This is a genomic window from Enterobacter cloacae complex sp. P13B, assembly GCF_014895915.1.
In the GTDB taxonomy this organism is placed as follows: Bacteria; Pseudomonadota; Gammaproteobacteria; order Enterobacterales; family Enterobacteriaceae; genus Enterobacter; species Enterobacter bugandensis.
This window is the reverse complement of record NZ_JADBQN010000001.1, coordinates 50,633-63,012: the sequence shown is the minus strand read 5'-3', so window position 1 is coordinate 63,012 and position 12,380 is coordinate 50,633. Positions and strand designations below refer to the sequence as shown.

12 protein-coding genes are annotated in these 12,380 nt (G+C 52.9%); all 12 read right to left on the bottom strand.

Annotated elements, in window-relative coordinates; all coding sequences use genetic code 11:
* Positions 1 to 180 precede the first annotated feature (180 nt).
* The 12 genes from cpoB to mngB all read right to left on the bottom strand — a co-directional run bounded on the left by cpoB (position 181) and on the right by mngB (position 12,377).
* On the bottom strand, positions 181 to 975 hold the full coding sequence (cpoB, locus tag IM273_RS00270) for a cell division protein CpoB (RefSeq protein ID WP_028012389.1): 795 nt from the start codon (positions 973 to 975) through the stop codon (positions 181 to 183).
* A gap of 9 nt (positions 976 to 984) precedes the next feature.
* Positions 985 to 1,506, bottom strand: a complete 522-nt coding sequence (gene pal, locus IM273_RS00265; protein WP_003858578.1) for a peptidoglycan-associated lipoprotein Pal — start codon at positions 1,504 to 1,506, stop codon at positions 985 to 987.
* 35 nt (positions 1,507 to 1,541) lie between these two features.
* On the bottom strand, positions 1,542 to 2,834 hold the full coding sequence (gene tolB, locus IM273_RS00260) for a Tol-Pal system beta propeller repeat protein TolB (RefSeq protein ID WP_013097529.1): 1,293 nt from the start codon (positions 2,832 to 2,834) through the stop codon (positions 1,542 to 1,544).
* A 134-nt stretch (positions 2,835 to 2,968) separates the two neighbouring features.
* Entirely contained in the window at positions 2,969 to 4,222 is a 1,254-nt protein-coding gene (gene tolA, locus IM273_RS00255) for a cell envelope integrity protein TolA (protein WP_028012388.1), read from the bottom strand.
* A gap of 28 nt (positions 4,223 to 4,250) precedes the next feature.
* On the bottom strand, positions 4,251 to 4,679 hold the full coding sequence (gene tolR / locus IM273_RS00250; RefSeq protein WP_003858589.1) for a colicin uptake protein TolR: 429 nt from the start codon (positions 4,677 to 4,679) through the stop codon (positions 4,251 to 4,253).
* A 3-nt stretch (positions 4,680 to 4,682) separates the two neighbouring features.
* Entirely contained in the window at positions 4,683 to 5,375 is a 693-nt protein-coding gene (tolQ, locus tag IM273_RS00245; RefSeq protein ID WP_008501101.1) for a Tol-Pal system protein TolQ, read from the bottom strand.
* Positions 5,372 to 5,776 (bottom strand): tol-pal system-associated acyl-CoA thioesterase, encoded by a 405-nt coding sequence (gene ybgC, locus IM273_RS00240; RefSeq protein ID WP_003858593.1) that lies wholly within the window; start codon positions 5,774 to 5,776, stop codon positions 5,372 to 5,374. Before ybgC ends, tolQ begins: the two co-directional genes overlap by 4 nt.
* A gap of 148 nt (positions 5,777 to 5,924) precedes the next feature.
* Positions 5,925 to 6,215: a cyd operon protein YbgE gene (gene ybgE, locus IM273_RS00235; protein ID WP_008501100.1), complete on the bottom strand. Its 291-nt coding sequence runs from the start codon at positions 6,213 to 6,215 to the stop codon at positions 5,925 to 5,927.
* Complete coding sequence (gene cydX, locus IM273_RS00230) at positions 6,215 to 6,328, bottom strand: cytochrome bd-I oxidase subunit CydX (RefSeq protein ID WP_003858598.1); 114 nt, start codon at positions 6,326 to 6,328, stop codon at positions 6,215 to 6,217. Before cydX ends, ybgE begins: the two co-directional genes overlap by 1 nt.
* A 14-nt stretch (positions 6,329 to 6,342) precedes the next feature.
* Positions 6,343 to 7,482: a cytochrome d ubiquinol oxidase subunit II gene (cydB, locus tag IM273_RS00225; RefSeq protein ID WP_193051187.1), complete on the bottom strand. Its 1,140-nt coding sequence runs from the start codon at positions 7,480 to 7,482 to the stop codon at positions 6,343 to 6,345.
* Positions 7,483 to 7,497: 15 nt separating this feature from the next.
* Positions 7,498 to 9,066: a cytochrome ubiquinol oxidase subunit I gene (cydA, locus tag IM273_RS00220; protein ID WP_045261075.1), complete on the bottom strand. Its 1,569-nt coding sequence runs from the start codon at positions 9,064 to 9,066 to the stop codon at positions 7,498 to 7,500.
* Between the two features lie 680 nt (positions 9,067 to 9,746).
* A complete protein-coding gene (gene mngB, locus IM273_RS00215; RefSeq protein WP_193051185.1) occupies positions 9,747 to 12,377 on the bottom strand; it encodes a mannosylglycerate hydrolase in 2,631 nt (876 codons plus the stop codon).
* Positions 12,378 to 12,380: the final 3 nt, after the last annotated feature.

Here is a 12,380-nt window from a genome sequence, read left to right as displayed (position 1 = left end):
CCAACTGAGCTAACGACCCACTTTTATGCTGCTTTCACGTTGTTTGATATCCCGTGGCAACGGCGGCATATATTACTGATTTAAGAATTCTGCGCAACAAAAATTTCGATGAAGATCACTTAACTGCTTAGTAATCATGCTGCACGACCAGAAATAACGCGATTTCTGGTCATGCGATAATCATCCCATCGAATTCAGGCGTTTTTGCGCCTGCTTAGCACCTTCGGTGCCCGGGAATTTTGCGACCACCTGCTGATACACCGCTTTGGCTTTCGCCGTGTCGCCTTTGTCCTGCATGATCACGCCAACCTTAAACATCGCATCTGGCGCTTTCGGCGATTTCGGGTAATTTTTTACCACGGAGGCAAAATAAAACGCCGCATCGTCCTTTTTACCCTTGTTGTAATTCAACTGACCGAGCCAGTAATTCGCATTTGGCTGATAGGTTGAGTCAGGGTATTTCTTGATAAAGTTCTGAAACGCAGCGAGCGCGTCATCCTGACGAGATTTATCCTGCACCAGGGCAATGGCCGCATTGTAATCCGTATTCGCGTCACCGCTCTGTACAGGCGCTCCTGTTGAGGCTGAAGCATCAGCAGACGGCGCAGGCGCTGAGGTTGCCGCGCCGCTTTGATCGCCCGCTGCGGGTTGTGCTGCTGCACCGCCGCTGCTCAGGCTATCTATCTGCAATAAAATTTGCTTCTGACGTTCCACAACCTGGTTAAGCTGATACTGACTTTCCTGAATCTGACCACGGAGAGAGTCAATATCGTTTTGGTTATCGGAAAGTTGCTGCTGGAGTTGGGTTAAAAGCTGACTGTGAGCGTTAGAAATACGCTCGAGCTGAGTGACCCGGTCTTCTACCGAGCCTGAGCCGACACTACTGATTGGTGCCTGAGCAAAAGCGGCCCAGGGGGCCGCTATTCCAACCAGTAACGACAGACTCAACAGATGATGTCTGAAGTTACTGCTCATGCAATTCTCTTAGTAAACCAGTACGGCACGACGGTTTTTGGAGTAAGCCGCTTCGTCGTGACCCAGTACTGCAGGTTTTTCTTTACCGTAAGAAACGATGGAGATCTGGTCAGCAGAAACGCCTTTACCCTGCAGGTACATCTTAACGGCGTTAGCACGACGTTCACCCAAGGAGATGTTGTACTCTGGAGTACCACGTTCGTCCGCGTGACCTTCTACGGTGACTTTGTAAGATGGGTTGCTACGCAGGAAGTTAGCGTGAGCATCCAGCATCGCAGCGAAGTCAGAACGGATGTCGTATTTATCCAGATCGAAGTAAACGATGTTGTTCTGCTGCAGCTGCTGCATCTGAAGACGCGCTTGCTCTTCAGAAGACATGTTGCCATTGCCGTTCGCGTCCATACCGGTACCGGCACCCATCATGCCTTCGCCGCTCTGGTCATTGCTGGCGTTCTTGTTAGAAGAACACGCTGCGATTGCCATTACAGGCAGAGCGATCATCAGCCCCTTCAGCACTTTGTTCAGTTGCATTTCTATGATTCCTTTAGTAATCAATTAATTATTATTTACAGATACGGCGACCAGGCAGGTGATTTTACCTGTCCATCAGTGGCCGGAATACGCGCTTTGAAACGCCCATCTGTAGAAACCAGATTCAGCACAGATCCCATCCCCTGAGAAGAGCTGTAGATTACCATAGTGCCGTTAGGTGCCAGACTTGGCGTTTCATCCAGGAACGTTGACGACAGAACTTGAACGCCACCCGCTACCAGATCTTGTTTGGCAATGTGCTGCTGCCCACCGTTGGAGCTGACCATTACCATGAATTTACCGTCGCTGCTCACGTCTGCGTTCTGGTTCTGAGAGCCTTCCCAGGTGATACGCTGCGGAGCACCGCCGTTAATGTTCACTTTATAGATTTGTGGACGGCCAGCCTGGTCAGAGGTAAACGCCAGGTTTTGGCTGTCCGGGAACCATGATGGTTCAGTATTGTTGCTGCGACCGTCGGTCACCTGACGGATCTGGCCGGAGCCAATGTCCATCACGTACAGGTTCAGGCTACCGGTTTTAGACAGCGCAAACGCCAGTTTAGACCCATCTGGAGAGAAGGAAGGCGCACCGTTGTGACGTGGGAACGACGCTACCTGACGCACCGCACCGTTAGCCAGTGTCTGGATAACCAGCGCAGAACGACCACTTTCGAAGGTCACATACGCCAGTTTAGACCCGTCCGGAGACCAGGCTGGAGACATTAGCGGCTGTGAAGAGCGTTTCACCAGGAACTGGTTGTAACCGTCGTAGTCAGATACGCGCAGCTCGTACGGGAACTGACCGCCGTTGGTCTGTACCACATATGCGATACGGGTACGGAACGCACCTTTAATACCGGTCAGCTTTTCGAATACCGCGTCGCTGGCCGCGTGTGCCGCGTAGCGCAGGTACTGTTTAGTGACCTTGTAAGAGTTCTGTGCCAGAACGGTACCCGGTGCACCACCGGTATCCACCAGCTGCCAGGCCACGTTGTAAGAACCGTCCGGGTTAGGCGTAACCTGCCCCACCACCACGGCATCGATACCCAGCGCAGACCATGCAGCAGGCTGGACTTCCTGCGCACTGCCCGGCTGCTGCGGCAGACGAGAACGATCTAACGGGTTGAATTTACCGCTGTTACGCAGGTCAGCCGCCACGATGCCACCGGCATCTTCAGGTGCAGCGCCAGGACCGGCCCACTGGAACGGAACAACACCGATTGGGCGTGCCGAGTCCACCCCCTGGGTGATCTCGATACGTACTTCTGCGTGCAGGACTGCTGCCCACAGCATTAAAAAACTAAATGCTACACGTAATGCCTGCTTCATCATATCTCCCTTATCCGGGTAACCTTACCCACGATAATTTAGCAGAATGTTAACAAACTCAAATAGACAAAACTACCAGAACCCTGTGACTAAACCTGGTCTATTTTTCCCCGTTTGCACGGGGAAAATGTAACTTAAGGTTTGAAGTCCAGCGGCGCATTTTTGAAGACTTCGTAGACTGCCTGAGAAGGCGGTTTAGGCATCTTCGCCTGACGCGCTGCAGCCAGAGCCGCAGTACATAAAGCCGGGTCGCCACCTTCAGACTTAATATCAAGCAGCATGCCGTCCGGAGCCAGTTTTATACGCAGCGTACACGTTTTACCGGCATAGGAAGACGCATCGTAGAACCGGCTTTCAATCGCCGATTTAATCTGCGCGGCATAGCCGTTGATTTCAGCCCCTGTCGCACCGTTACTCTTAGTGTTACCACTTCCGGTCGGCGCTGCGTTGTTTCCTTTCGCGCCACCGCCCGTTTTCGGTGCATTCTTACCGGAGCTTAAATCCCCCAGCAGATCGTCAACCCCTGCGGCTGCCGCAGCTTTTTCAGCGGCAGCAGCCTTTTTAGCAGCCGCTTTTTCAGCAGCGGCTTTCTTATCGGCAGCGGCCTTCTCAGCTGCAGCTTTTTTATCAGCAGCGGCTTTTTCAGCGGCGGCAGCTTTTTCTGCAGCAGCCTTCTCAGCCGCAGCGGCTTTCTTCGCAGCCTCGGCAGCCGCTTTCTTCTCTGCGTCCTGAGCGGCTTTCTTCGCGGCTTCGGCTTCAGCTTTCTTCTGTGCGTCAGCAGCGGCTTTCTTCGCGGCTTCCGCTTCGGCTTTCTTCTGGGCATCCGCAGCGGCTTTCTTCGCGGCTTCGGCCTCAGCTTTCTTCTGGGCATCGGCAGCCGCTTTCTTCGCCGCTTCTGCCGCTAATTTTGCCTGGGCATCAGCCTGCGCTTTGGCATCCGCTGCGGCTTTTGCTGCCGCCTCTTCCGCCTGCTTTTGCTGTTCCTGCGCTTTCTTCGCGGCCTCTTCGGCTTGCTTCTGCTGTTCCGCCTGCGCTTTCGCGGCTTCCTGCGCCTGCAAACGTTCTTTCTCAAGCTGCTTCAAACGCTCCTGCTCGGCGGCCTGCTTTTCACGCAGCTCTTCCGCCTGCTGTTGCGCCTGTTTTTCACGCTGCTCTTCAGCCCGTTTGGCACTCGCCTTCTGCTGTTGTTCGCGATTATAGTTTTGCACTACCGCACCGGGATCCACCATTACGGCGTCAATGGAAGACCCTCCACCGCCGCCTGCTGATGCATCAATATGCTCGTCGAACGAACTCCAGATCAGCGCTGCAAAAAGAATAACGTGCAGCACTGCGGAGACGATTATCGCTCGCTTAAGCTTGTCGTTCTGTTCGGTTGCCTTTGACACTATCGGTTCCCAAAAACTACGCGGATGATCAAATAGGTTGAGTCATTAAGCCAACTGACTTAACACCCGCACTATGTAGCAAGTTCAGCGCTTTAATAATTTCATCGTAGGGTACGTCTTTCGCGCCACCGATTAAGAAGACCGTTTTCGGATTTGACTCCAGGCGACGCTGCGCTTCGGCAATAACCTGCTCAGGTGGCAGCTGATCCATACGATCTTTCTCTACCACTACGCTGTACTGCCCTACGCCGGAAACTTCAATGATGACCGGAGGATCGTCATTGGTGCTCACCGCCTGTGATTCTGTCGCATCCGGCAGATCGACTTCCACACTCTGGGTAATGATCGGCGCTGTTGCCATGAAGATCAGCAGCAGTACCAGCAGAACGTCCAGCAGTGGCACGATATTGATTTCGGACTTGAGCTCGCGACGACCTCGTCCACGCGATCTGGCCATGGTTTACCCCTTGTTGCTCTCGGTGCTGGTAAACGCCTGACGGTGCAGAATCGCGGTGAACTCTTCCATAAAGTTGTCGTAGTTCAGTTCCAGTTTGTTCACGCGCTGGTTCAGACGGTTGTAAGCCATTACCGCCGGAATTGCCGCAAACAGACCGATAGCGGTCGCAATCAGTGCTTCAGCAATACCCGGTGCAACCATCTGCAACGTCGCCTGCTTCACCGCGCCCAGCGCGATAAAGGCGTGCATGATCCCCCACACGGTACCAAACAGACCGATATACGGGCTGATAGAACCCACGGTGCCGAGGAAAGGAATGTGCGTTTCAAGATTTTCCAGCTCGCGGTTCATGGAGATCCGCATCGCACGCGATGCCCCTTCCACGACGGCTTCCGGCGCATGATTGTTTGCCCGATGCAGACGAGCGAACTCTTTGAATCCGCTATAGAAAATTTGTTCGGAGCCGGTCAGGTTTTCACGGCGTCCCTGGCTCTCCTGATACAGGCGAGAAAGTTCAATACCCGACCAGAACTTATCTTCAAATGCTTCCGCTTCACGGCCAGCAGCATTGAGGATACGCGTTCTCTGGATAATGATGGCCCAGGATGCGATTGAAAAACCAATCAAAATCAACATGATAAGTTTAACCAGAAGGCTTGCCTTCAGGAACAAATCAAGGATATTCATGTCAGTCACTGCTTAAACTCCGCGACAATAGACTTAGGAAGCGCACGAGGCTTCATTATGGTTGGATCAACACAAACAATCAGTACTTCAGCTGAGTTCAGTACGGTGTTCTCTGCGTTGACTATCCGCTGCGTGAAAACCAGTGAGGTCCCGCGCATTGATGTAATTTCAGTTTGGACTTCGAGCATATCGTCGAGTCTGGCAGGCGCAAAATACTCAAGCGTCATCTTGCGTACCACGAAGGCAACTCGCTCAGCCAACAGCACCTGTTGACTAAAGTGATGATGGCGCAGCATCTCTGTGCGTGCCCGTTCATAAAAAGCAACGTAGCTGGCGTGGTAAACCACACCACCGGCATCGGTATCTTCGTAATAGACACGAACCGGCCATCGAAACAGCGTTGTATTCACTTTACATCCCAGTAATGCAACAAAAGTTAGAGCTTTTAAACTTCGCTACTATACGCGCGGGAAAGATGGTTTGGAATGGGGGAAAGTAAACGGAGAGTAAATTTTTATGGGCTCGGGTAAGCCCATAACGTTAACGGACATTTCTTATTCAGAAGAAGAAGAAAATCAAACCGGCGAGAAGCACCAGATCGGCAATCAGCGGGCAAAAAATTCCCTGCCAGTGAACGGCTTTCGGACGAAAGCCCACGCCGTGGATCACCCCGGCACACACTGCCCACATGATGAGGAAGCCGTGCCAAATCTCAAGCTCGCTGGTCTTTGCCGCAAAGCGCGACGGGTCCCAGAAGATACAGCCTGCCAGCAGTAATGCCATCACTAAAGAAAGCGCCCGTAACGGGCGCTTATCCATTACCGCGTAAAGCTTCGCGATAATATTCATCAGTGTTTTTCTTCACCCGCTTTGGTCGCTTCGACGTGCTCAAGCGCCAGGGCAGTGATGACACCAAATGCACAGGCAAGAAGCGTCCCTAAAATCCATGCGAAATACCACATATTCAGCTCCTTACTTAGTACATAGAGTGGGTGTTGCTTTCGATATGTTCTTTGGTGATACGACCGAACATTTTCCAGTAACACCAGATGGTGTAGGCCAGAACGATCGGAACGAACACGCAAGCAACATACGTCATCAGGTTCAGCGTCATATGGCTGGACGTTGCATCCCACATGGTCAGGCTAGCATTCAGCATGGTGCTGGATGGCATGACGAATGGGAACATGGCAATACCCGCCGTCAGGATGATGCACGCCAGCGTCAGTGAAGAGAACACGAATGCCAGAGCACCTTTCTCCAGACGAGACGTCAGCACGGTCAGCAGCGGCAGCAGCACGCCCAGAGCCGGGATCGCCCACAGCACAGGGGTAGTGTTGAAGTTCACCAGCCATGCACCAGCCTGACGCGCCACTTCTTTGGTCAGCGGGTTAGACGGTGCCGAGTGGTTAATCGCAGACGTCACCACGTAGCCATCAATACCGTACACCACCCACACGCCTGCCAGAGCGAAGCAAACCAGCGTCACCAGTGCCGCCACCTGAGCAGTAGCACGGGAACGCAGGTGCAGTTCACCCACAGTACGCATCTGCAGGTAAGTTGCGCCCTGAGTGATGATCATCGCCACGCTCACCACACCGGCCAGCAGGCCAAACGGATTCAGCAGCTGGAAGAAGTTGCCGGTGTAGTAAAGACGCATGTATTCATCGAGGTGGAACGGTACGCCCTGCAGCAGGTTACCGAATGCCACACCAATCACCAGCGGTGGAACGAAGCTACCAATGAAGATGCCCCAGTCCCACATGTTGCGCCAGCGGGTATCTTCAATCTTGGAACGGTAGTCGAAACCGACCGGACGGAAGAATAAAGAGGCCAGCACCAGAATCATCGCCACATAGAAGCCGGAGAACGCAGCCGCGTAGACCATCGGCCAGGCAGCGAACAGCGCGCCGCCTGCGGTGATCAGCCACACCTGGTTACCGTCCCAGTGAGGGGCGATGGAGTTAATCATGATTCGACGCTCGGTGTCATTACGACCGAGGAAACGGGTGAGCATCCCCACCCCCATGTCGAAACCATCCGTGACGGCGAAACCGATCAGCAGAACGCCAACCAGCAGCCACCAGATAAAACGCAATACTTCATAATCGATCATTTGATGACTCCTGTCTTAGCGTGCCGGCTGAGTAGTCGCAGTGGACTGCTCGTAGTGATAGCGACCGGTTTTCAGGCTGCTTGGGCCAAGGCGCGCGAACTTGAACATCAGGAACAGTTCAGCCACCAGGAATAGGGTGTACAGACCACAGATCAGCAGCATGGAGAAGATCAGGTCGCCTGCCGTCAGGGAAGAGTTCGCTACCGCCGTTGGCAGTACCTCACCAATCGCCCATGGCTGACGGCCATACTCCGCTACAAACCAGCCGGATTCAATCGCGATCCACGGCAGTGGAATACCGTACAGCGCGGTGCGCAGCAGCCATTTTTTCTCGCCGATGCGGTTACGAATCACGGACCAGAAGGACGCCGCAATGATCAGCAGCATGATGATGCCGCAGCCCACCATGATGCGGAATGCGAAGTACAGTGGCGCAACGCGTGGAATCGAGTCTTTGGTCGCCATCTGAATCTGTGCTTCCGTCGCATCAGAAACGTTCGGGGTATAACGTTTCAGCAACAAACCGTAGCCCAGGTCTTTCTTCACGTCGTTAAATTGATCGCGAACGGCCTGATCGGTAGAGCCGGCACGCAGCTGTTCCAGCAGCGAGTAAGCCTTCATACCGTTACGGATACGCTCTTCGTGCTGAACCATCAGCTCCTTCAGACCCGTTACCTGCTTATCGACAGAACGGGTTGCGATGATACCCAGCGCGTAAGGAATTTGGATGGCGAAGCGGTTTTCCTGCGCGTCCTGATCGGGAATACCGAACAGCGTAAAGGCAGCAGGCGCCGGTTGGGTTTCCCATTCGGCTTCGATAGCGGCCAGTTTGGTTTTCTGCACGTCACCCATTTCGTAACCGGATTCATCACCCAGAACGATAACGGAGAGGATTGCAGCCATACCGAAGCTTGCAGCGATAGCAAAGGAGCGCTTGGCAAACGCGAAGTCACGACCGCGCAGCATATAGTAGGAGCTGATACCCAACACGAACATCGCGCCGCACACGTAGCCAGATGCCACGGTGTGAACAAATTTAACCTGAGCAACCGGGTTCAGGACCAGCTCGGCAAAGCTGACCATCTCCATACGCATGGTTTCGAAGTTGAAGTCAGACGCGATCGGGTTCTGCATCCAGCCGTTCGCCACCAGGATCCACAGCGCGGACAGGTTCGAACCTAATGCCACCAGCCAGGTTACGGCCATGTGCTGGACTTTACCCAGACGGTCCCAACCGAAGAAGAACAGACCTACAAAGGTGGATTCGAGGAAGAAGGCCATCAGGCCTTCAATGGCCAGCGGCGCACCGAAGATATCCCCTACATAGTGGGAATAGTAAGACCAGTTAGTCCCGAACTGGAACTCCATGGTCAAACCGGTTGCCACGCCCAGCGCGAAGTTGATACCGAACAACTTGCCCCAGAACTTGGTCATATCTTTATAAATCTGTTTGCCGGAGAGGACGTAAACCGTTTCCATAATTGCCAGCAGGAACGCCATACCGAGCGTCAGCGGCACAAACAGGAAGTGGTACATCGCGGTCAAGGCAAACTGTAAGCGCGACAGTTCGACTACGTCTAACATTATGACTCCTTGCTCATCGCATGAAGACTCCGAGAGTGAACCCCGTCAGAAAGAGATTCACACGCATGCCCCAATACAAATTATTCGCATCCTGGTCGTCGTTATTACCCTGGAGAAGGATAAAAACGATGACGACAGGTTACAAATAGGTTAATAAAAAACTCAAATTGATCCCGCAAATATAATACGCTGCAAAACCCTTACAATAAACAGGTTTTTATTGAATCACATTTACGTTTTTCGACGGCGATCAATTTATAGCAAAATTACCACTTTTCGGCCATTTTGATCGGGGACAATTTAGCGCTTTTCGGCATCTTTTTCCAAGCATTAAACTTTGATTTAAATCAAAAACCAGTCTTGATGTTAATCATGTTTAGCTGCGGTGAGAATGGTAAAAACCATGTTAATGATATGTGCATGCAAAGATGCGATTGGTTATCGAAGACCAAAAAAAATATAAACAGAAGTGATTTTAATTAACGCGAGAGAAAAATGCCCTGTCGAAGCGGGACAAACAATAAGCGTAGCTGGGCCAGTTTATTTTTCCATTCTGTTTTTGCAACCCTTAGAAATTACATTTAATTTACTTTTATTATCCTGGAAGTTAACACCGAAGCGTGACTATTTAATGAAAAAAGGCCGCAAACTCTGCGGCCTTTTGATCGTGTCAGCGGTTTTCAGGCAAGAAGAATGCTGAAGGTTCGTGACTGTCCCGGTCTGAACGCCCCGACGATGCCCTCTTCTTCACGATTGTCTATTATCCGTTCATTCATGTCCGTTTCGCAGCACCGTTTCACGGTCGGATCCACGGATAACGTCGCGTCACATGCGCTGGACTCGGAAGGGTTGAACAGACGAAGAATGAGCTCGTCTCGATCTTCAGCCTTTTTGAGCGTACTGAGTACGCATCCCGTGGGCGAAAGCGCCAGCAGGCTGTAACTTTCCGGCGTGGTAAACGACGAGCGATTGAGCTTCATCGCGTCCCAGGGAATTTTGTTATAGCACTGCACCGGCGTTAACCACGATTTAGCCTGCTGCGCGACGCCCGCGTTTTCCGGCGTTCCACTGAAGCTGAAAAGGCTAAAGCGACAGCTTAACGAACCGCGCACCTGGGAGTCAGGAACAGGCATTTTGATTCCTGAAGGCCTACCGGGGCGCAACAGCAAATCTTCTTTGCCGAGTAACCCCACGCCGCGCAGCAGGGTCAGGGCAAAGGCTTTTTTATCCTCGCCTACTACTTCAAACTCGCGTAGTCCTTCGGTGAACAGCGCAAGCCCGTTTCGTTTTTCCTGCAGGACGGCATAGTTGAGTAAATTCCAGACGGGAACCGGCGCTTCTTTCCACCCCTCCTCCTGCCAGTTTTCCATCGCCGCGTCCTGCACCGGACGAGTGAGGGTGCCAAACTGGGTATCCGCTAACACGTCCTCTGTCATAAACGGCGTAGGGATCAGCACGCGGACGCGGTGGTCGTCAGCCTGATTATCCAGACGCACCGCCACATCAATACGCCTGCTGTGGTGGCTAAGCGTGATTTCAACCTCAGCGCCGAGAGACCCGCTTCGCTGACGCGCCGCGCGTTCGGCCAGATTAGCCGGTACCGCGATCTGATGGCGAATCACCGCCCTGCTCTGCCAGCCTTCGTGTATAACCTCGACCTGATGCTCGCCCTGCGCTGAAGTGAGTCTCCACTCTTCCCGCGAAGGCGAGTAGTCGTACTCATCGCCATCATCCGAACTCTCTTCGATTTCCAGCACCCGGTCATAAATCAGCCCGGTTTCTTTGTCGCGCAGGCGCAGCGTACCGTCGTTATTTAAATCAATCTGCCAGAAGGCGTTTTCGAGCAAGGATTCGGTGTTTATCACCGGAGAGATCACCTTCCCGGCCACGTTTGGCTCGATAAACAGCGTACGGTAGCCCATCGACGGCAGTATCTGGCTGAGCTGAATATCAAACTCCATAAACGGCTCATAATTACCGTAATGGACAATCTGCCGGTCAATGAGACCAGGGTCCAGCTCGCGCGCGCTGCGAATGAAATACGGGATTTCGTTGCCTTTATCATCCAACAGACGGAACTGGCTGGCGCGCAGTCGAATCGTGGTGTTCAACACCTCTTCACGCGGCCAGGGCATCAGGTTGAACACCACCAGTTTATCGGCGTCGCTTTGCGGCATGTTGTCGACAATCTTGCGCATATAGAAACGCACCAGGTTATCTGCCATGTCTTCAGCCAGTTCAAAACGAGAGACAATCTCACGATGCACCTTGTCGCTGCAGCAGCAGCCGATGCTGTCGTGAGCGTGGTTTTTAAGGATCTCTTTCCACATCTTCTCCAGCAGGCCGTGGTGATAATCGAAGCCCAGCGTCCATGCAAGCGTCGCCAGCGGTTCGAGGATGTTGACAATTTTGTTTTCAATACGCGCATGGGCAATTTTGATATCCATGCGCGTGGAGCCGATTGTCCGGTGCACGCGCATGTATTTCCCGTCGATAAACTCCCCTTTCAGGGTCGCCAGTTCATCGCGGCGTGCCTCAATGTGGTCAAACACCTCTTCAAAGCGGCTCATTACAAATTGACGCTGCGGATAGATTTCACGCAGCTTATCCATCACGGAGAAAATGTTCTGCTGCAGCGGCATCTGATCGTGACCGTTGGGCAGCAAAATCTCTTTGGTCACGGAGGCCTTTTCCAGAACGTCGAAATAGCTGTCGAGCCGTTTTCGCAGCCCGGCTTCGTCCTCCGGTAAGTACTTACCAATCGCGTAGCCCAGCGGCAGCACCTGCGCCGTGACTTCACTGCCGTCCTGGCTCTGCCAGAGAAATTCGGTTTTATCGGTCCCGTGTCGTTCCGAGCAGCCGCGCCAGAACATCGTCCGGGTAATGCCAAATCCGTTATAGATATGCGGAAGCTGGCCGGACATACCAAACGAATCCGGCAGATAGCCGATCTTCATCGGCTCGCCGAACGCCATACAGTCCCGGATGCCGTACATCAGGTTGCGGACAATCGACTCGCCGCTGACAATCGTGGTATCGGTCTGGGTATACCAGGGGCCGATAATCAGTTTTCCGCGCTCCACAAGCGCCTTTACCCGCGCGCGGTTTTCGGGCACGACGGCAAAATAATCTTCCAGCACCGCCGTCTGGCCATCAAGGACGTAATATTTATACTCGTCGTCCTGCTCCAGACGGGTCAGGATCTCTTCCATATTATTGACCAGAAGAATGCGCGACTCTTCAGTGGTGAAGTACCACTCACGGTCCCAGTGCATATGCGGCGTGATATGAACGCGAGATACAGCTTTCATCTT

Bases quoted from the DNA above. Each gene is read 5' to 3' on its own strand.
- tolB (WP_013097529.1), bottom strand. From the start codon at position 2,834: ATGAAGCAGGCATTACGTGTAGCATTTAGTTTTTTAATGCTGTGGGCA.
- cydX (WP_003858598.1), bottom strand. From the start codon at position 6,328: ATGTGGTATTTCGCATGGATTTTAGGGACGCTTCTTGCCTGTGCATTT.
- cpoB (WP_028012389.1), bottom strand. From the start codon at position 975: ATGAGCAGTAACTTCAGACATCATCTGTTGAGTCTGTCGTTACTGGTT.
- pal (WP_003858578.1), bottom strand. From the start codon at position 1,506: ATGCAACTGAACAAAGTGCTGAAGGGGCTGATGATCGCTCTGCCTGTA.
- tolR (WP_003858589.1), bottom strand. From the start codon at position 4,679: ATGGCCAGATCGCGTGGACGAGGTCGTCGCGAGCTCAAGTCCGAAATC.
- cydB (WP_193051187.1), bottom strand. From the start codon at position 7,482: ATGATCGATTATGAAGTATTGCGTTTTATCTGGTGGCTGCTGGTTGGC.
- mngB (WP_193051185.1), bottom strand. From the start codon at position 12,377: ATGAAAGCTGTATCTCGCGTTCATATCACGCCGCATATGCACTGGGAC.
- cydA (WP_045261075.1), bottom strand. From the start codon at position 9,066: ATGTTAGACGTAGTCGAACTGTCGCGCTTACAGTTTGCCTTGACCGCG.
- ybgE (WP_008501100.1), bottom strand. From the start codon at position 6,215: ATGAATATTATCGCGAAGCTTTACGCGGTAATGGATAAGCGCCCGTTA.